We start from the raw sequence: 19,227 nt of genomic DNA on the forward strand, positions 1-19,227 counted from the left end.
ATTTAAAATTATGACTTTCAAGACACGATTTGTAAAAATTGCCCTCGCCACTTTTGGGTTTTTCAATGCAGAAGCGCAGAACCCAGCGGAATACAGCTGGACAAACCTTCCAAAAATTCAGCAGCCTGTGTTTAACAAGGATACAGTCCGCATCACCACTTTTGGAGCTGTACCTGATGGCCATACATTGAACACCCAGGCGATCAACCGGGCTATTGACGCATGCAGCAGGAAGGGTGGAGGGGTGGTACTCGTGTCGCCTGGCTTGTGGATCACCGGGCCAATCGCCATGAAAAGCAACGTGAACCTACACCTGAGCGAGGCGGCTACATTGCTTTTTACAACTGATAAATCCCAATACGCCATCACAGAGGGCTTTTATGAAGGCAAAAGTGCAGCGCGCAATCAGTCTCCGATTTCGGGTATTAACCTCGAAAATGTGGCGATCACCGGCAAAGGGATTGTTGATGGTAATGGTGATGTGTGGAGGGCTGTCCACAGAAGCCAGCTTACGGAAAGCCGATGGAAGGAAAAGATTGAATCTGGCGGTGTGCTGAAAGACGATGGTAAAACCTGGTATCCCAGCGAGCAGTTCAAAAAGGCGAGTGTTGAAAACAAAAGTATGCTCCTTACCCCCGGCAAATCGCCAAAGGATTTTGAAGATATTAAGGATTTTCTACGTCCGAACCTGATCGTTTTTAACAATTGTAAAAAAGTGCTTTTGGAAGGTGTGACATTTCAGAACTCCGCTGCGTGGTGCATTCATCCACTGATGTGCCAGGACCTGACGATTAGGAATGTAAGGGTCAAAAACCCGGAGTATGCCCATAACGGCGACGGAATGGACATTGAATCCTGTAAAAACTTTCTGATCGAGGGCTGTACCTTGGATGTGGGTGATGACGCGATCTGCATCAAATCCGGTAAGGACGAGGAAGGCAGAAAGCGCGGTATTCCTACTGAAAATGGCGTTATCAGGAATAACATCGTTTACAATGGTCACGGCGGGTTTGTGGTAGGCAGTGAAATGAGTGGTGGTGCGCGCAATATTTTTGTTCAGAACTGCACGTTCATGGGTACCGATAAGGGACTGCGTTTCAAGTCGGTACGTGGCAGGGGAGGCGTCGTAGAGAAGATCTATGCAAAGGACATTTATATGAAGGACATTGCGCAGGAAGCCATCTTTTTTGATCTGTATTATTTTGTCAAATTTGCTACTGATGGTGAACGTGATATGCGGCCTGTAGTCAATGAAGGCACACCGGTTTTTCGCGACATGCAATTTGAAAATATTGTCTGCAACGGTGCTACCAAAGGTGTTTTTGTACGCGGACTTCCCGAGATGCCTGTCAGTAATATCAGAATGGAAAATATGGTGCTTTCGGCTGATACCGGTATCGAACTGACGGATTCGGACCAGATCCGGTTTAAGAATGTGAAGCTGATCACACAGAAAACCAAACCAGTCGTTTTTATTGAAAACAGCAGTAAGATCAGCTTTGATGGCCTCCAGTACAATGATCACAGCGAGACGCTTATTTCGGTGAACGGTGAGCGCAGTCAGGACATTAGTTTGCAGAACACGGATCTGTCGAAGGCGCAAAAAGCGAAGGAGTTTTTGAAAGGAGCGCAGGAAAAAAGCCTGATCATTCATTCGGGAAAGTAGTACTGGGATTGCCATTTGTTTTATCCGCCAGCGTAACGATTTGACCACCGTTATGCTGGCGGATATTTTTTATGAACAGCGGTTTGTGGGCTCAGTTGTTTAAGGAAATAGTCGAGCTTTTGGCCAGGCATCAAATTCCACGATATATACGGTGACCTGTATTTTGGTACAATGCCCCAAATGTTGCAATTCGTTTTACAGGGAGGGAAATGTTTTGTGGTGCAGCTGAGTGTCCAAAACCCTGGCGCCTGGTTTTCGCGTAGGCTGGGTCGCTCGGGCCGGGGCGAATCTATACGCTTCAAAATCAATTTGAAAACTGCATGAGACTTTGCATGGCCTAACGTGGTCGGAGGAAATAAAATTTAAATTAAAGCAACTTGGTAACCTCGCGAAGATGATTTGATGCAACGGTGCAGGCCGGAATAATGTCTGTCTTTTTGTAACCACAAACGTTCAAATATGCAGGCATTTGTTGAAGTGATCAGGTTTTTTCTCGACCGTGGGGCGCTTTGGGCGCCATTTACGCTAATCCTCATGCTGATGATTTTTTTGCTAATCACACATTGGTATTAATAAATATTTTCAGATATCTGTTTTATTACCAATTAATTAGAGGAAAAACCGTGTTTCAATTTCTTCTTTATAATTCCTTCCGATAGGAATCTGATGGCCATTTAAAACAATACGGTTTCTATCGATTTTGGTGATTTTGGCAAAAGATACAATGAACGATTTGTGTACCCTGACGAAACCGGTTTTTGGAAAAATGTCAAGCATTGCCTTGATGGAGCCCTTCATGACAATTTTTTCGGTGAATGTATAAATGATCGCGTAATCTTTCAGGCCCTGAATGTGGGTTACGTCGTCAAAGTTCAGTTTGATCCGCTGCACGCCGCTTTTCACAAAAACCGACTTCTGCATTTCGTCAACCGCCGTATCTTCAATGTTGGTGTTCTGTTCTTTGAGGGCCAGAAAATCCCGAACTTTTTCAATGGCCTGGGTGAAGCGGCTGAATGAGATCGGTTTAAGTAAAAAATCAATCACACCCAGCTCAAAACCCTCGAAAGCATAATCGCGATAGGCGGTTGTGAAAATAGTCAGGGGCGGTTGTTCCAGTGATTTTAGAAATTCTATTCCAGTCGTTTCGGGCATTTCAATGTCCAGAAAAAGAACGTCTGCATCGTGTGCCTGTAAAAAAGACTGCGCGTCACGACTGTTGCCGAACGAATGAACAGGCCCGATGAAATCCAATCTTTTCAAATGTCCCTCCACTACCTCACGGGCAAGCGGCTCGTCGTCGATGATTACGCATGTTAGCATGAATACTTTGGTTCGATGCGGCTCTTAATTTATTGTTCGGTTAAATGTATAGCTTAAATAAGTGTCGCCTACCATCAGCTCCTTGTTTCCATTCAAAATGAACAGGACATTGTCATCGCCTTTCAGAAGGAACAACGAAGTATCCGAGTGGTCGGGATCCAGCTGGATCACAGTCGCGTTTGGGTCATCGTGGGTGCCTTTGGTCAGTATCCACTTTCCTTTTCTGGGCTGATCGCGAAAAAGTGAACCCCGGAGCACATACGTCGTGGGCTCATGCGTGGTGGGATGCTGGTAAAAGGTGAAGCTCCACTTCAATTTTTCGCAGTTGCCAGGTACCGTAGCTTTCATGACCACAGCCATTTCCTGGCAGCGTACGCGTCCGTCAAACACACCCCACACATCAGGGCCTTCGGCGACGGCGTTGCGGGACGTTGTTTTAGAAGGTGCATTCTTTGCTATCAAGGATTGCGCCCCGGCATTATTGACATAAAAAGTCAGGCCGGTTAATAATGTGAGCAGGATCTTATTTGTCATGATCGGTTATACTATTGATTGTGTCCGGTGTATCATTTTCAGTGATGATCTGAATGCCGGACAGTTTCTATCCGGTTCAATGTATAGCTCCATGCTGCGTTACCGATCATGAGTTTTCCCTCCGGATCAAGCAAATGGACAATGTTGTCATCCAGTTTTGCAAAGGAAATTGGTTTATTTTCAGTCGGTTGTAGCTGAATGAGTGCTTGTCCGGGCAGGTTGCCTTCTTTTTTGCGGGCGATCCATTTCCCGTTCATTTCAGCACTGGTACCGTCGTTTACAAAGCCCTGCGTTCCGGCTTTTGACATTCCATAGGTATATTTCAGGTCGAATCTCACGGCTTTGTCATCTTCCGGGCCTTTGAGCAAAAGCAGCTGCCATTTGACTAGTTCGCAATCGGCAGCGGCAGGTATAGCAAGCATCGGCCTGATAATGGCGTCACAAGGAGTAGCGCCTGCAAAAATATCGCGGTCGGGAGAGGCAGGTCTTTTACCTTCGACGAAGCAAAATACGAGGCCAATGCAGATCAGGTATCTCAAAATCAACATTACTGGCTTTGGTTTCATGATTTTTACGTTTATTGGTTTTCAGGTTAATATTCAAAATTCAATTTCCAGGTTCACCAGGAAAGAATTGCCTTTGTCCTGGGTGAATAGGGTATGTTTGGCCGGATACAGCAATTCAAGGCGTTTCCGTAGATTGGTCAGCCCTATTCCGCCTTTGCTTTTGTGCCCGGCTGTGTGCGGCTGACTGTTTTCAATTTTCAGGCTGAGCGAGGACTTGCCTACCGAAAGGTCCCCGTGAAGCCAGGCGCCGCTATTCAGCTGGCTTACACCATGTTTCACTGCATTTTCAATCAATGGCAGCAGCAGCAATGGTGCGATCAGCTGACCATTGAGGTCTCCACTTACTTTTAATTCAATGTCGGCATGACTGGAAAAACGCAATTTTTCAAGGTCAAGGTAAGTATTCAGGTAGCTGATCTCTTTCTGCAAAAGCACTTTGGAATCCTCGCTGTCGTAAAGCATATACTCCATCATTTCCGACAATTTCAGGACAACGTCCGGCGCCAGGTCCGACTTTTTGAGTGTCAGCGCGTATAGATTGTTGAGGACATTGAACAGGAAATGCGGATTGACCTGAGAGCGCAGGAAATTCACTTCCGCCTGCAACTTTTCGACCGTTATTTTTTGCAAAACCCGTTGCTGCTCGTACCAGTCAATGCTTAGTTTTAACGCTATCATCAGTCCCAGATACCACAATGTGCTAAAAAAATTGTAAGACAATGCCTCGATTAAATCACTGTTGCGGGTAGGCCCCAGAATGTAGCCATACAAGTAAAAGTCGAACAATCCCTGCGCCAGCATATATCCGGAGATGGACAAAAGAACAGCGGCCAGGTAGGACCAGTATCGTCTTTTAATAAGTAGGTTAGGCAGAAAGTAATTCAAATTCAGATAAGCGATCACGATCAGCAAAAATATCCGTGCCGATACGCATACCACAAAATATGGCATGCTCGCCTTGTAGATCAGGTAACGCTTTTCATAAATAAAAAAACCGGTGATCAATATCCAGTAGGCCGAGTGGATCAGGGCCGACTTATAGGATATCGTTCGTTTTGAGAATGGTACCTGCAATGTTTTGTCCAAGAATTCCATTTCATTGTTCGTTCAAGGTGGGTTATATGACAGAATAATTTACTATAAATCAATCATATAATACAATGTAAATGAAAACAAAAGAATCCGGTCCAGGAAATTTAGTAGACCAACTACCAAAAAAGTAGAGCAAATGAAAAAAGGTCATCAATGTCGCGTTCGTGACAATTAATGACCCCTTAAATATTAAAACTGGTTTTTCTTATTTTTTGTAGACGCGGTAAAGCCGGCCTTGATCGGTTACTGCGTATAAAGCACCGTCTTTGCCCTCGGTAATGTCGCGAAAACGTTGGCCTTCGCCGGATAGCAGCCTTTCTTCGCCTATTACCTTATTGTTCTCAATCACCAACCGGGCAATATGCATGCTGCTCAATCCACCAATGAACAAGTTGTTTTTCCATTCGGGAATGCTGTCGCTGCTATAAAATGTGATACCGCTGGGCGAAACCACCGGATCCCAATAGTACACCGGTTGCTCCATTCCTTCCTTCACCTGAATAGAGTCGCCGATTTTTTTACCGCTGTATTCGATACCGTAAGTAATGGTTGGCCAGCCGTAGTTTTTACCAGCTTCAATGCGGTTCAGCTCATCACCGCCTCTCGGACCGAATTCAACTTCCCACAAATCGCCCGTTACCGGATGAAATGCCAGACCCTGAACATTCCGGTGCCCATAAGAATATAGCTCTGGCTTAGCTCCGGCCTTACCTTCAAACGGGTTGCCTGCGACTGGTTTGCCATCTTTGGTAATGCGGATCACTTTTCCCAGACTGGAATTTAAATGCTGGGCCTGTGGCCTGGTAATGGTGTCGGAACGTTCTCCTGTGCTGATCACAAGGTCAGCGTTTTTATCAAACAGAATGCGTCCGCCATAATGCAGGTTGCTGGCAAAAGCGGGTGTGGCGCGGTAAATGACGGTGGCACCTTCGATTTTCTTTTCGTCAGCCGAAAGTTTTCCCTTCGCTACCGACGTCAGGTTACCGTCCGGACGTGTTTCTGAAAACACCCAGTACACCATTCTGTTTTTCTCAAAATCAGGGTCTACCCGGATACCGAGCAAGCCGCCTTGTCCCTCGGAATTAACAGCAGGGATGCCTGTGATAGGAGCGCTTAACACCCCCGCAGTGGTCGCAATGCGCATGGTACCTGCTTTTTCAGTGATGATCAGTCGGCCGTCGGGCAGGGTGGTGATGCCCCACGGGTTTTTCAGATCGCTGGTTAGCACCTTACCTTCGTAAGCAGTGGCCGATTTAACGCCGCCAATCCTGGTCTGGCCCGGGAATGCCGGCTTGTAATCTGAATTGGCCTTTTGAGTTTCAACAGGAGCCGCTGTACTGTCGGTTTGTGCTACATCGGCGGTGTCCGACGCTTTTTTTTGACAGGAGACAAAAGCAAAAGCAGCGCCTGCGAGGATTAGCAGAATACTTTTAGTCATGGTTTTTTGTTAACAGGTTTGGGAAAAACTAAATAACGGCAAAGATAGCTTACTTCGCATACATTATTCGGTTTGTGACTTACTGTTAACACGGAGTTCCGGCAGTAGTAGGCGGGGGGATATAATTGACCATCTGAGCTGAATACCCAGACTAAAAAATTGAAGGCGTTCCGAAGTGATTGAACCAATGGGGTACCTCACAAATGGCTCCACAGAGAGATTAGCAGCTTTCCAGGGATAGTCGAAGCCAAGTGCAACATTGACTGTTGATCCAAACCCAATTTTGTCCCGTACGCGTTCGTCCCTTACCACGCTTTTTTCTTCCAATGTTTGGGTAGAAACCACAACGGGGCCGTTTTCAGCCTCGACAACGGTTGTTAAAATACGGCTGTTGCTGTATGCGTAGTCAAATTTCTGACCGAATGTACCAAGCATGGACAGGCCGCCGGAGACATATATGTTCCATTTTCGGGTCGGCATCATTCGGTACCGGACATTTATCGGTATTTCTGCGTTCGCCCACCTGTAATCTACCCGGTCCAGGTGAGGGGTTCCGCTCGTGGCGGGATTGAAAGGTAATTTTTCCTTTTGTATCCGAAGCGACTGCCGCCCTAAGCTCAATCCGGTACTCAGTTCTATTTTTCTTGTCAATGGAATATCCGCAAGCCCGCCCAGGCCAAAACTGTATCCGGGTAAGGAGCTGGTGGCGCTGTTTACGTGCTGATTTAAGACCATACTGTACCCCGGGCGAGATTTGTGATTTGGCATTTCTTCCCGTAAGTCATTCGTTTTGAATGGAATGGAAGGTTTCTTAATGTAAATAGATAAGTATGAAAACGACCTTGCGTTTAAGACAGCAAAGTTGGGATCTTGTTGAAAAACAATATCAGTACCTGAATTTATTGCGGTTTCTGCGGTTGAATGGTCGGTAAATTTATCGGCAGTGAAATCAGGCAAGTTTTTCGGGGCGCTAGTTGTGAGAAGTGATTTTTTATTTCTTGAAACTAAATTCAAATGGCTTTGGTCAATTTTAATTTCAGCTTTGGAAGTTAACCGGAAATCAGGCAGACTTTGAATGCTGTCGGCTGGCGGATCTTCTATGGTTTTTGTTTGCTTTTTGGTATGTATCTGTTTTTCAGCAACGGTTCTTTTGGAGTTACCAACCAGTTTATTCACGCCCCAACCCACGGCTAATGCAAGAAAAAGCGTCGCTGCGATCTTGTAGAAAAAAAAGAACAGTCGTTTTTTGTCTTCTTTTTTCTTTCTGAATGCCTCAAAATTATCCCATGAACCTTCCCGGTAAGGAATGTTGTAATTCTTTAACCTCTCTAATGTTTTCCTGTCAAAAGGTGCTTTTTCTGACATCGCTATTTAATGATTCTGTTCTGTGAATTGATCAGCTCCCGCAGTCTTTGCTTTGCTCTCGTCAGGTAAGTGCGCGAGGAGGATGCAGGAATTTTTAACATCGCCCCGATTTCTTCATGACTATATCCTTCGACTTCATTCAGGTTGAATACCACTTTCCATAGTGGAGGTAACTGGTTCATTAATAGAATGATATCGTCAATGCTTTGCAGGTCTCCTTGGTCATTCTGGGTGGATAAATAAGGGCTGGCATCGTCGAGATTGGCGAAGAAAAAGTATCGCTTTTCTTTTCTAAAATGGTCAATTGCGGTATTTACGATCAGTTTGCGCATCCAGCCCCTGAAAGACTTGATATCCTTTACCTGTTTTGGAAGCTGGTTGAAAATTTTAAGAAAAGAATCATTCACCACTTCCTGGGCAAGATCGGTATTGGTCAGGTATCTCAGGGTTATCCCCATTGCAAAGCCAAAAAAATGTTTGAATATAAATTCCTGCGCCTTCGGGTCCCGCTTTGCGCACTTTTCTATCCATGTCTGTTCAACAGCTGTACAATCAGATAACCATTCCACATTTAAAACATAGTATTGCCTGCACGGCGAATCGTGCAGGCAATCGATTAGTAATTATTTGCTGCTTACCGTGCCATTAGGATCAATGGAGCTGTCAATAGGTTGGGAGCCGTTGGAAACATTTACGGTTACATCTTTCGGATCTATATTTGGACCGAAGAGTTCTTGCAAATCAATGGTCAGTTCGTGGGTCATAATCGCCTCGTGCTGAACCTCACCCAAGCGGCTGTAAGCCACCACAATACCGGTCTGCATTGGATAGCTTTCCAATAAAATGCCACTCCAAACAACCTTGTAATTATCAACACCTCCGGGGCCTTCCACGGTGACTTTTAGGATATTACCTTCACGTTTAAGGGCTTTGATTTCAAAAATAGAACCTTCGTGTTTTTCCCGGGCTGCGATCAGGCGTGCAAACTCTTCGGCGTTGGTTTGTACCAGCAGTTCTTTTGGGTCGCCCAATGGAGCAGCGTCTTTGTCACTACAGGCAAATAGCAAGAATGTTGCCGTCGCAAGCAGGAACAGGCCTTTTGCAATTGTCTTGATGTTTTTCATATTTTTTCAGCTAATGATTGTTTTGTACCCATGTCGGATGCGGAATGCAAAACGCTACATTTTCAAGAAAAAATAATTTGTGTAACTCAAAAGTTACGCATATATTTGCGTAACCTAAAAGTTACTCATTATGAAAAAAGTTATTAAACATCAATTCTTCTTTCCACATCCGACGGAGACGGTTTGGGAGTATCTGACAAAATCGGAACTGATGGGCCTGTGGCTAATGAAAAACAACTTTCAGCCCACCGTGGGAGTTGATTTCCAGTTCAGGACCAACCCCATACCTAGTCTGGAATTTGACGGGATCTTTTATTGCAGGGTATTGGAGTTGGTACCTTTTGAAAAGCTGTCTTATTCATGGCAAAGTGGGCCTGGGGAAGGCGAGATTACGCTTGATTCTGTCGTAGTATGGCAATTGCAGCAAACCGATAAAGGCACTACGCTTTTACTGGAACACAGTGGTTTTGACCGGGAAGAAAATCAGAATTTTTACAGAGGTCTGACCGATGGCTGGGTGGAAAAGCTTCAAAAAATTGCGGACCTTTTAAACGCAGCGTAACATGGCCACCCCAACACTTGACGCATTCCAGGTGATCGGCGATCCGAGCCGACGGAAGATGCTGATGCTGCTCTCAGAGGACAGCCTGACGATTAACAGCCTGGCTGACAATTTTGATATGAGCCGTCCCGCCGTTTCAAAGCATATCAAAATTCTGCACAATGCCGGGTTCATCTCAATCGAAGACATTGGCCGGGAAAGATACTGTACATTGAAACAGGATGGATTTAATGAATTACAAGACTGGATATCTTACTTTGACAAGTTCTGGGTATCGAAAATAAAGACATTGGAAACTTTATTGAACAACAGATTGCCAAACTAAAAGACGCTTTATGGCCTTTGGATCATTACCTGCTCTCCCAAAATGGAGCAGTTGCCAGGTAGGGAAGCAGGTAACGGTTTTTTCAGGAGAAACGATTGCGGGCGTCGTAGGCAAGGCCGAGTCCGACGCTGGATAATTTGTTTTCCTCCGACCATTCGGCCGCCGGGAATAACCGCCGGAAATGCTCCTGAATCAATGGGATTTCGGTAGATCCGCCGGTCATGATCACCAGGCCGATGGCTTCCGCCGCAATGCCCGCGGCCTGCAAACATTCTCTGGCCGCATTGACGATGCGTTCTGTTTTGGTGGTAATGGCTACATTAAAATCCTCACGCGCAACATCAATACGCAGGTCCTGGTCAATAAAATCGAGTGATGCCTCGTAAGTATGGCTGCTGGCCAGTCCGATCTTGATCTTTTCAGTCTCAGCCAGTACCGCGTGACCGGTTTCCTGTTCAAGCACGCTAATCAACCGGGCATACGGCACCGGATCATGCGTTTCACGCAGCAGTTGCTTGGCTTGGAACAGTATTCTGTTGGTATACAGGAAGTTGACTTTGCTCCATTCAGAAAGGTCAAAATAATGATAGGATGGTACTTCTAGACTTTTGGTTCCGTACCGCGTCCGGAATCCCAGTTCCGGCATCATTTCAGCAAGGCTCAGGTCTTTATCGAAATCATTCCCACCAAGCCTTACGCCTGTGTTGGCCAGAATGTCGCTGGTCCTGTCATGTTTTCGGGCATTTTCTTTGGACAGGCGTATGATGGTAAAATCGGATGTTCCGCCACCCAGGTCAACCACAATCGCTAACTTCTCGCCATTCACTCTCGCCTCATGGGCGAATGCGGCGGCAATGGGTTCAAATTGAAATCCTACGTGCTCGAAACCGAGACTCTTTGCCACAGCTTTCAGCTCGCTTTCCGCCCGCTGATCGGCAGCTGGATCGTTATCAATAAAATGAACCGGGCGGCCCATTACAACGTGCTTCAATGCTGCTCCACAGTCTGCTTCCGCTTTGCGTTTCATTTGGTCCAGAAAAGCCGCAATGATCTGATCAAATTTCATCAGCTCGCCATTCACCATGGTACCCTGCCGCATGGCGGGAGTACCCAGCACCCGTTTCAGGCTTCGCATTAACCTTCCCGGCTGTCGGGTAAGGAAGCGTTCCGTAGCCTCACGGCCGAAGAATGCCTGGTTGTCCTTTCGGGCGAAAAACATGGCACTGGGAATGGTATTATTGTCGTTTTCGACCGGAACCAGGAAAACATCGTCTTGATTTGCTACCGCCAGACTTGAATTGGAGGTACCGAAATCAATACCGCAAAAAACAGAAGTTGTCATCATTTGGAAAATTGGGGGCGCAATTTCCCATTATTTGTCCGGGAATGCAAATCAATGTTGCTTCCAAGTCCGATTTTTAACTTTGATATGTATCTGTGACTTATACCCTCAGCGCCCCGCGGAACCCTCTCGCCGCATAATACGAGTCCGCACCGTTGTGATAGATGAAGACCCGGCCAAAGCGACGGTCACCAAAGATTGCGCCGCCGGCTTTTCTCACATCAGCAGGCGTTTTCAGCCAGCTTGATGTTTTGAGATCAAAATTGCCGAGCTCCTGCAAATACTGATATTGTTCCTCCGTCAGCATTTCAACACCCATTTCAGCGGCCACATCCATGGCAGTATTTTCCGGCTTATTTGCCTTTCGCGACTCCCAGGCAACACGGTCGTAGCACCAGCTTCTGCGTTCTTTCGGTGTTTCAGTTGAGCAGTCGAAAAAAATGTATTCATCAGTCTTTTCATCAAAACCAACCACATCCGGCTCACCGCCAGTCACTTCCATGTCGTCAAGCGACCAGAGTTTTTCAGGGTTAGCTTCCAGTTTTGCCTGCACTTTGGCCCATTCAAGACCTTTGTGGCGATCCATATTTTTCTCAAAACGGCTTTTCAACGTTTCGAGTAATTCCTTGATCTGGTCTGGGGATAGTTGTTTTTTGGTTTTCATGGTGTTGGTGGTTATTAGTGCCTTATTAGTGCATTCGTGGCGGCAAATGAATGTCTCGCCACGAATTCACTAATGAACACGAATATGGCAAGCACGATTTGTTTACATTCTAAACGCGTTGAAAGTCTTCTTTTTTGGTAAAATATTCTAACCCTAAAACTGTAATGATTGCAATGGCGAATGTTACTTTCTGTAAAATCGGTAAATACATCCGGTAAAGCCCTGAACCGTGGAGGAATAGCGTGCCATAAAAAATCAGAAGGCAAATGATACACAGGGCTTTTAAAACTCGCAGCCTCGATTTGAAAATAAAAACGGTAATGTAAAACAGGCTTAGCAGGAACATTGTGCTGGCAATGGTAATCATTGTATCATGCAATGGCGTTACTATTAAAAATGTAAATAGCATACCACCGGCGCCAAAGTATTTGATGACTTTGGCGGCACCCTTCGCTGGTATCTTTTCGGAAAATGTAATGAAGAAGAGGGCGAAACTTATTGAAAGTGAGATCATTCCTCCCATGGCCCAAAACCGCGAAGGATTGTCCAGGCCATTGACCGACTTCTCCCCAAAAAGATTACTGATGAAATTATTCTTCCAGTCGTAACCGATCGAATTTTTGTCGAACTGTGACCCTCCGGGGTAGAAGAATGTGGCTATCACCAGCAGCGATATTGAAATGATTATTCCGAGCAGGACCGCATGTTTTTTTAGCATCTTAATCTTCCAATCCTTTGCCGTCAAAAATTCGTTCTATACTTTTTTCAATCCTCGCTTCGCGGGTTTTGGATTGTTTTGCCTGGGAAAAATGTAGCAGGTATCCTCTTTGTCGCCCCGGCGTCAGCGCCTCGAATGCACTTTTGAGAGCCGGACTTTCGTCGAGTTTCGCCTGAAATTCCTCCGCCATTTTGAATTCCGTAGTCTTTTTTAATTCTACCTGCAACCCGGCTTTTTCCACTTCAATGGCCTCATAAATGTATGCTTTCAGCGTGGCGTCCAGTTCGGTTATTTGCTGCACGTTGGTGAAGCGAGCCTGCCGGGCGGCCTGCACATTCTCTGTCTGCTGGATCAGAATTCCATCGGCATTATTCAACAGTGCGCCTTTGAAAAACAGAAAAGCACAGTACTCTTTGAATGTATGTATCAATACAATGTTGCTTTTATGGAACGTGTAGCAGGGGCAGCCCCACTTCAATTCTTCATTCAGGCCGCAGTCGAGGGCAATCGTTCTTAGCAGCCCGATTTCTTCCTGCCATTTTTCGGCTTTATTGAAGTACCAATCAACATTTGGGTTCGTGTTATTTTTCATTGTCTGCGTACCATTTCATTAATCCATATCGGGGCAAAAGGGGAGGTGCAACCTTTGGAGACCGGGTAATCCCTGTAAATTCCGAGCCGCTCCCCAATGTCAAGGGCGCGGGCACGATATTCCGGAAATTGGATACCAATGTTTGCCAAGGTCGAGTTCATCGTCCATTGTACTTCCGGCGCTGCACCGGGCATTTCAGATTCTATTCTGTCCAAAAGCGCGGGCAGGTCAAGAATGTCAGGGTTCCTGGATACGCATCCGCTGGTCAAACTCCATCCGGCGCGGGCGCACATAACGTCCTTTGATTGCATCCATTCATTGCGCAGCGGCTCGGTATCGGGGTAAGGTTTGATGACATAAGAGTACAGCCAGTCGGCTATCGGCACATACTTTTCAGATTTCACCATCCGGTTGATATCGTCGTGCGACAGCTTTTTGGGATTGATAATTAATGTCGCCAAAAGCCTGGCTTCAATGTTTTCGGTATCCCAAAGCTGCAATGCTAATGCGTGGTCAGCCTTCGTTTTCTTTGCTACGGTCCGGATATCACCCATTTTTACACCAAACTGATTCGGCCTGGCACCACGTTTGGTATTAAAATTCCGCATCGGTTCACTGCCAAATGCTTCAAGCTCCGCAAGTGTTTCTTTGAGCGTCATATCGTTTAATGGGTTTAGTTCAAATTAAATGACCATTGACAATTGAACATTGACAATCGTCGGCGGTCAATGGTCCATGGTCTCCTGGGCAACTGCATTCGTCGCAGGCGACTCCGGTCTACGCGACTGCGGTCTGCGCGACTCCGGTCTAAAATACCAAGATACTATAGTCAGGACAAGTAATAAAATTGGCCCGAATAATTCTTTGGCAGGGTCGCCGATTGCCAGATGTGAGAACGCTGCGCCAGACATCGCGAAGAAAGAACCTGCGTAGGCCCATTCCTTTACCAGCGGAAATTTAGGGACAAGAACTGCAGCTACGCCCAATATTTTCCAGACACCGATAATCGTTAAGAAATAGAGCGGATAACCCAAGCGCGTCATCATATCCGTTTCTTCTTTCATTTTGATCAATTGAACGATTCCGGTTGAAGTCATTCCCAGTGACAGCCATACAGTAGCTATCCAATAGATGATTTTGTTTCTCTTTGACATGGTTATTTATTTTAATTTGTTTACGATTTCCTGAATTCTGTTATGTGCCATATTAATACCCTGGGCAAAAGGCAATTTCAACATTTGGTCCCTGAGCTCAGTCGATTTGTAGACGACCTGCATAGTAAGCAGGCTTTTATCTTCGCTTATTTTTTCAAATTCCAGGAATTCCAGCTGAATGGCAAAGGGCGTGTTTTCCATTTCAAATGTCCTGGTGATTTTCTGGTTCGGGACAAATTCAGGATATACTCCATTTGTCCTGAGTACCACATTTCCCTGCGCATCGGATGTTTCAAACTGATAACTGCCGTGCTTTCTGTTTTCAAGTTTGATTACCTTCGTGTTCATCCATTGCTCCACAATTTCGGGCTCCACATAGGCTTTGAAAAGTAATTCCAGCGGCAGGTCAAATTCCCTTGTAATGACCAATTCCTGTTTACCTTCTTCGGCCTTGATTTTCGTTTTTCGCTCCATAAATAGGCTATTTTTCTGATTTGTAATTTTTCATGATGTTTTCCAGTTTATTAAACCTCTCATCCCACATTTGCCGGAATGGTTCGATAAAGTCAGCTACTTCTTTCATCTTTTTAGCATTGATGTGATAGTAAATTTCCCTTCCGTTTTGTTGTTGCTGAAGCAATTCGCATTCAGTAAGTATTTGAATGTGCTTTGAAATGGTTTGTCTTGACGAATCAAAATTTTCCGCGATAACGCCTGGCGTCAGCGCCTGCAGCGCTACCAAACTCAATATTGCCCTGCGGGTAGGGTCGGCTATGGCCTGAAATACATCTCTACGAATTTCCATTTGTGCAGCTATTTGACTGCACAAATGTAATGCAGTTATTTGACTGCGCAAATTTTTTTGTAGTAATAATTCAGAAACCGGAAAATTTTACTAGCCATTTTGACTGAATGCGCTGCCTGGGGGCCGCAGAGGCACTATTACATGTCTTATCGGTTACATGTCAAATCCAGTAAGTCGAAAATATATCCTATTTTACGAAGTAGATTGACCACTTTCCTTTGGGTCATTTTTTAAAGGGATCATGACATGCACGAGTAATGAAGAAGCCGCCATATGCCACCGTGAATAAGATCCTGATGGCGTTCTTTTTGCTTTTGGGTTTCACGGGCTGTCAAAAGTCACTGAAATCAGGTGAGGAGAACCAGTTAAAGGTTTGGATCGACAGTTTGGATCGGGAATCAAGAAAAATAGGGAGTAAAAGGTCCATTGCAATCCTTGATTCGGTGGTCGCCACGCTGGATAACCAGAGCGTGATCGACCGCATACATTATTACAAGTTCATGAAAGTGCTGTCGCATCGTGACTCTACATTGTTTGAAAATGCATTGATGTACACGGATAGCCTTCTGCGGCAATTTTCTACAGCGCAGGTTAGGGAACAATATCCAACGGAATATTCCAAAGCATTGCTTTTGAAGGGAGATGATTTATTGAAGCAAAAGGAATTTTATCAGGCCTATCGTAACTACTATAAAGGCAAATCCTTTTTGACTGGCATCGGTGAAATTTGCGAATGTGCGCGGTATAGCAGCAGGATCGCGAATATTTCGTACAAGGAAGAAAACTACTATCAAGCCATTGAGTATTGGAAGCAGGAGCTTAAAGAGCTAGCGGAATGCAAGGACCCGGCCAATTTTCAGCTGGAATTTATCGAAAAGCAAGGAGGTCTCAGGAATATCGGTACTGCTTATATTTTACGTAATGAGCCGGACATTGCATTGCGTTATTTTCGGCAGGCTGATGATTTTATCAATAAGAATGCGTCCCGATTTCCACGGGAGAAGAATTTTATCAAATATGCCCGCATTGTTATTTTGCGGTATCAGGCGGAAGCTTACGCACTAAAAGGTGATACCCAAACAGCCGAGAGACTCATTAAAAGCTGTCTTCAGCACGATAAGGACATAGACTGGTCGCTGGACGTAGAGAAGGAATCCCGGCTGATATTGACAAAAATATACATTGAGACTAAACAATACGCCAAAGCCGAAGAGCAGTTGCTCATTCTGAAAGGAATGCCGGGAGCTTCGGGAAACTCTGCTACGCTGAGTTTGCATCAGAAATTGCAGGCGTCCATTTCTTCCGGACAGGGGAGATTCAAAGAGGCAAGTGACCTGCTGATGGCAAGCCTGGAAATAGACCGGATTGATAAACTGAAGAAAAACGCGGAGAACAAAAGTGATGTCGGGCAGCTCCTGCAACAGATCCAGCGGGAACATGAGATAGAACTGGATGCCGAAAAAGACGCGCGGCAAGACCTGATCCTGAACTTTGCCATACTTATTTCGATCACCCTCAGCGTGATTGCGTATCTGATCTGGCGCAGCGCACAAAAAAGTGCTATGAACCTGCGGGCGGTAACAGACTTGAATGGAGCGATTACGCAGAGCAATATCGTTCTGCAAGACACGGTCAAAGCGCTGGAGCAGGCTGAAATAGAAAATGAATCAGTTCTGAAAATCGTTGCCCACGATCTGCGAAACCCCATTGCTGCGATGATTTCAGCGTCCCATCTTGTTTTTTGGGACCAAGTTCCTTCTTATGAACAATCGGAGATCATTAATGCAATGCAACAGTCTGGTGAAAAGGCCAATACGCTGATTGGTCAGATATTGGAATCGGGCGCTGACCGCAATAAAATTTCCAAGATCGAAATTGCGCTGGAAGAGATCGTGCAATCGTGCCTTGACATGTTAAGTCATAAAGCCGGTGAGAAACAGCAAAAGCTGGAATTCAAGTATGAGCAGGTTATTGTACCCGTTGACAGGGAAAAAATATGGCGGGTGTTTAGTAATCTGCTCAGTAACGCAATCAAATTTTCGGAGACAGGAGGTACGATCTGGGTCAGCCAGGAGAAACGTGATGATACGGTACTGTTGTCGGTCAGGGACAATGGCATTGGAATACCGAATGATATAAAGAGCCAGATCTTTCTCGCTATCAACAACGCCAGACGGTCGGGAACTGCCGGTGAGCAATCATTTGGTATTGGCCTTTCGATCTGCAGGCAAATCGTGGAGGGCCACGGCGGACGAATCTGGTTTGAGTCAGAAATCGGTTCCGGCACTACATTTTTCATTGAACTGCCGCTGGGATAAAATTGATCATTCAGCCAAAAACAGCCACTCATCGTCGATAAGGGACTTTTCAAATAATCGCACTTTGTGTTTGTCAGCTTAATAAAACCTCCTGCGCCTTTTTCCGGGGCGTGATGTGATGGTGTTGCGGCATTTTTTTTGAACATTAACTGCAACCTTTTCTAAAAACTGCATCATTGAAACGTAAAATTTCAATATGGATAAGAGGTCAGACAATTTTTGGGAGGCTACTTACAGGCAGAACATTGCTAAAATGATCGGCGTCTGCTGTCGGTATACGCAAAATCGGCAAACGGCCGAGGATTTGGCACATGATGCCTTTTTGGTTGCTATTGACAAAGTTTCGAGTTTTGAAAACAAAGGACCTTTTGAGGCCTGGTTAAGAAGAATAGCCGTCAATGTGGCCTTGCAGCATCTCCGTGTGCAAAAGCGTGAACAGAGATTTGTACAGATCGCAGCTTACGCTACGCCTTATGATGACATTCCAGACGGGAATGCGGGTAATGAGAATCTCACTTTTTCGGAGACGGAACTTTTGGAGGTGATCAGCTACTTGCCAGAGCATCACCGACTTGTATTTAACCTATATGTAGTCGACAATTTTACCCACGCCCAAATCGCAGCCCAACTCGGTATCAGCCAGGGAACTTCAAAATCACATTTGGCAAGGGCCCGGAAAAAGATCAGGGAGCTTCTCAGTGATCGACTCAGGAAAGATAAGGAGCGAAAAAGAGGATTCGTGTTTCTGCTATTTCCCTACAAACTTTGGAGCATTGACAATCTGTTTGCGGCGACATTGAGAGATTTGTTAATGCAGCCAACGAGAGATTTTTCGATTAGCAATATTAATCTCAATCAGCAGCCAATTCCAAAATACAGACCTACTGGTATTTCAAATAGCATTTACTTGAAGACAGGCGTTTGGGGAATTGCAAGCGTTGCGATTCTAGTATCTATTTCAAACTGGCATTTCAATGCATTTAGGGAAGATAGTTCGCCGGTAATGTTCGACTCAGCTAATTCAGTAGCTGATACTTTCCAGGATTTGAATTCAAATACGTCAGGAACCAACCAAAATTTATTTTCTGATTCATCATCTGCCACCATTTCTCAGAATTCCATCATTGGTACAAAAACTAAAAATTTAGAACCAATGAAAAATTTCAGCACTTTGGGAGGATTACTGTTAGCAAGTCTGACTTTTGATTCCTCAGCTTTAATGAATGATCTGCCTGTCCAATTTAAAAATCAGCAACTGGTCACCAGTCGTATTCTGGAACCGGAACGAATTGTGGAAGGCATTAAGCCAGCGGTTGTAGGGAATTCCCGATTGCTGTCGGGTACATTTTATGCTTCGGAAATATTATGGTCAGACGATAGATATAAATTGATCCTGTTTGGGGACCACGTTAAGGTTGACATCAACACACAAAAGTTTACAGGCCGCGGCAAGTTTTCTTTTTTGAGCGGAATAAAACATTTGGTTGTCGACGGCACCCCAATGAAGCTGAATGAAAGAATCAAACTGACAGACAGGAAGTATCATTTGGAAGAATTAAATGCATCGGAAGCGACAAAGAAATATGGCGATGCAGGAAGGGAAGGGGCGGTGGAAATAACCCTGGCCGAATAGTTCATTAAT

At 45.2% G+C, this 19,227-nt stretch carries 21 protein-coding genes; 5 read left to right on the forward strand and 16 right to left on the reverse strand.

Features of this window, described 5'->3' with window-relative positions; all coding sequences use genetic code 11:
* Nucleotides 1-10 precede the first annotated feature (10 nt).
* Entirely contained in the window at nucleotides 11-1,666 is a 1,656-nt protein-coding gene (locus ON006_RS09105) for a glycoside hydrolase family 28 protein (protein WP_244818788.1), read from the forward strand.
* 609 nt (nucleotides 1,667-2,275) lie between these two features.
* Here ON006_RS09105 and ON006_RS09110 read toward each other — a convergent pair.
* From ON006_RS09110 to ON006_RS09145, 8 genes are all read right to left on the reverse strand, one after another.
* Nucleotides 2,276-2,986, reverse strand: coding sequence for a LytR/AlgR family response regulator transcription factor (locus tag ON006_RS09110; protein WP_244818787.1), 711 nt, complete (start codon nucleotides 2,984-2,986; stop codon nucleotides 2,276-2,278).
* 24 nt (nucleotides 2,987-3,010) lie between these two features.
* Complete coding sequence (locus ON006_RS09115; RefSeq protein ID WP_244818786.1) at nucleotides 3,011-3,520, reverse strand: hypothetical protein; 510 nt, start codon at nucleotides 3,518-3,520, stop codon at nucleotides 3,011-3,013.
* Nucleotides 3,521-3,558: 38 nt separating this feature from the next.
* Nucleotides 3,559-4,086, reverse strand: a complete 528-nt coding sequence (locus ON006_RS09120; protein ID WP_244818785.1) for a hypothetical protein — start codon at nucleotides 4,084-4,086, stop codon at nucleotides 3,559-3,561.
* Between the two features lie 33 nt (nucleotides 4,087-4,119).
* Nucleotides 4,120-5,181 carry a sensor histidine kinase gene (locus tag ON006_RS09125; protein WP_244818784.1) on the reverse strand — a complete coding sequence of 354 codons (1,062 nt, stop codon included), beginning with the start codon at nucleotides 5,179-5,181 and terminating at the stop codon, nucleotides 4,120-4,122.
* A 202-nt stretch (nucleotides 5,182-5,383) separates the two neighbouring features.
* Nucleotides 5,384-6,616: a PQQ-dependent sugar dehydrogenase gene (locus ON006_RS09130; protein ID WP_244818783.1), complete on the reverse strand. Its 1,233-nt coding sequence runs from the start codon at nucleotides 6,614-6,616 to the stop codon at nucleotides 5,384-5,386.
* A 63-nt stretch (nucleotides 6,617-6,679) separates the two neighbouring features.
* Nucleotides 6,680-7,981 carry a hypothetical protein gene (locus ON006_RS09135; RefSeq protein WP_244818782.1) on the reverse strand — a complete coding sequence of 434 codons (1,302 nt, stop codon included), beginning with the start codon at nucleotides 7,979-7,981 and terminating at the stop codon, nucleotides 6,680-6,682.
* Nucleotides 7,982-7,983: 2 nt separating this feature from the next.
* Nucleotides 7,984-8,550, reverse strand: coding sequence for an RNA polymerase sigma factor (locus tag ON006_RS09140; RefSeq protein ID WP_244818781.1), 567 nt, complete (start codon nucleotides 8,548-8,550; stop codon nucleotides 7,984-7,986).
* 54 nt (nucleotides 8,551-8,604) lie between these two features.
* Complete coding sequence (locus ON006_RS09145) at nucleotides 8,605-9,105, reverse strand: hypothetical protein (protein ID WP_244818780.1); 501 nt, start codon at nucleotides 9,103-9,105, stop codon at nucleotides 8,605-8,607.
* Between the two features lie 130 nt (nucleotides 9,106-9,235).
* Between ON006_RS09145 and ON006_RS09150 the strand changes: the two genes are divergently transcribed.
* The gene (locus ON006_RS09150) at nucleotides 9,236-9,667 is read left to right on the forward strand and encodes an SRPBCC family protein (protein ID WP_244818779.1); all 432 of its coding nucleotides are present in this window, start codon (nucleotides 9,236-9,238) and stop codon (nucleotides 9,665-9,667) included.
* A 1-nt stretch (nucleotide 9,668) separates the two neighbouring features.
* Complete coding sequence (locus ON006_RS09155) at nucleotides 9,669-9,992, forward strand: ArsR/SmtB family transcription factor (protein ID WP_244818778.1); 324 nt, start codon at nucleotides 9,669-9,671, stop codon at nucleotides 9,990-9,992.
* Nucleotides 9,993-10,074: 82 nt separating this feature from the next.
* On the opposite strand, the gene ON006_RS09160 is transcribed toward ON006_RS09155, so the two are convergent.
* The 8 genes from ON006_RS09160 to ON006_RS09195 all read right to left on the reverse strand — a co-directional run bounded on the left by ON006_RS09160 (nucleotide 10,075) and on the right by ON006_RS09195 (nucleotide 15,267).
* A complete protein-coding gene (locus ON006_RS09160; RefSeq protein WP_244819647.1) occupies nucleotides 10,075-11,334 on the reverse strand; it encodes an Hsp70 family protein in 1,260 nt (419 codons plus the stop codon).
* A 100-nt stretch (nucleotides 11,335-11,434) separates the two neighbouring features.
* Entirely contained in the window at nucleotides 11,435-11,998 is a 564-nt protein-coding gene (locus ON006_RS09165; protein WP_244818777.1) for a DUF4256 domain-containing protein, read from the reverse strand.
* Nucleotides 11,999-12,107: 109 nt separating this feature from the next.
* Nucleotides 12,108-12,716: a hypothetical protein gene (locus ON006_RS09170; protein WP_244818776.1), complete on the reverse strand. Its 609-nt coding sequence runs from the start codon at nucleotides 12,714-12,716 to the stop codon at nucleotides 12,108-12,110.
* A gap of 1 nt (nucleotide 12,717) precedes the next feature.
* Nucleotides 12,718-13,308, reverse strand: coding sequence for a YdeI/OmpD-associated family protein (locus tag ON006_RS09175; protein WP_244818775.1), 591 nt, complete (start codon nucleotides 13,306-13,308; stop codon nucleotides 12,718-12,720).
* Nucleotides 13,305-13,967 carry a DNA alkylation repair protein gene (locus ON006_RS09180; RefSeq protein ID WP_244818774.1) on the reverse strand — a complete coding sequence of 221 codons (663 nt, stop codon included), beginning with the start codon at nucleotides 13,965-13,967 and terminating at the stop codon, nucleotides 13,305-13,307. Before ON006_RS09180 ends, ON006_RS09175 begins: the two co-directional genes overlap by 4 nt.
* 66 nt (nucleotides 13,968-14,033) lie before the next feature.
* Complete coding sequence (locus ON006_RS09185) at nucleotides 14,034-14,462, reverse strand: DoxX family protein (protein ID WP_244818773.1); 429 nt, start codon at nucleotides 14,460-14,462, stop codon at nucleotides 14,034-14,036.
* Between the two features lie 6 nt (nucleotides 14,463-14,468).
* Nucleotides 14,469-14,936, reverse strand: coding sequence for an SRPBCC domain-containing protein (locus tag ON006_RS09190; protein ID WP_244818772.1), 468 nt, complete (start codon nucleotides 14,934-14,936; stop codon nucleotides 14,469-14,471).
* A 7-nt stretch (nucleotides 14,937-14,943) separates the two neighbouring features.
* The gene (locus tag ON006_RS09195) at nucleotides 14,944-15,267 is read right to left on the reverse strand and encodes an ArsR/SmtB family transcription factor (protein ID WP_244818771.1); all 324 of its coding nucleotides are present in this window, start codon (nucleotides 15,265-15,267) and stop codon (nucleotides 14,944-14,946) included.
* A 257-nt stretch (nucleotides 15,268-15,524) separates the two neighbouring features.
* On the opposite strand from ON006_RS09195, the gene ON006_RS09200 reads away from it, so the two are divergent.
* Together ON006_RS09200 and ON006_RS09205 are read left to right on the forward strand one after the other, a co-directional pair.
* Nucleotides 15,525-17,585 carry a sensor histidine kinase gene (locus ON006_RS09200; RefSeq protein WP_244818770.1) on the forward strand — a complete coding sequence of 687 codons (2,061 nt, stop codon included), beginning with the start codon at nucleotides 15,525-15,527 and terminating at the stop codon, nucleotides 17,583-17,585.
* Nucleotides 17,586-17,781: 196 nt separating this feature from the next.
* Nucleotides 17,782-19,218 (forward strand): RNA polymerase sigma factor, encoded by a 1,437-nt coding sequence (locus ON006_RS09205; protein ID WP_244818769.1) that lies wholly within the window; start codon nucleotides 17,782-17,784, stop codon nucleotides 19,216-19,218.
* Nucleotides 19,219-19,227: the final 9 nt, after the last annotated feature.

This window comes from Dyadobacter pollutisoli (assembly GCF_026625565.1).
GTDB classification, from domain to species: domain Bacteria; phylum Bacteroidota; class Bacteroidia; order Cytophagales; family Spirosomataceae; genus Dyadobacter; species Dyadobacter pollutisoli.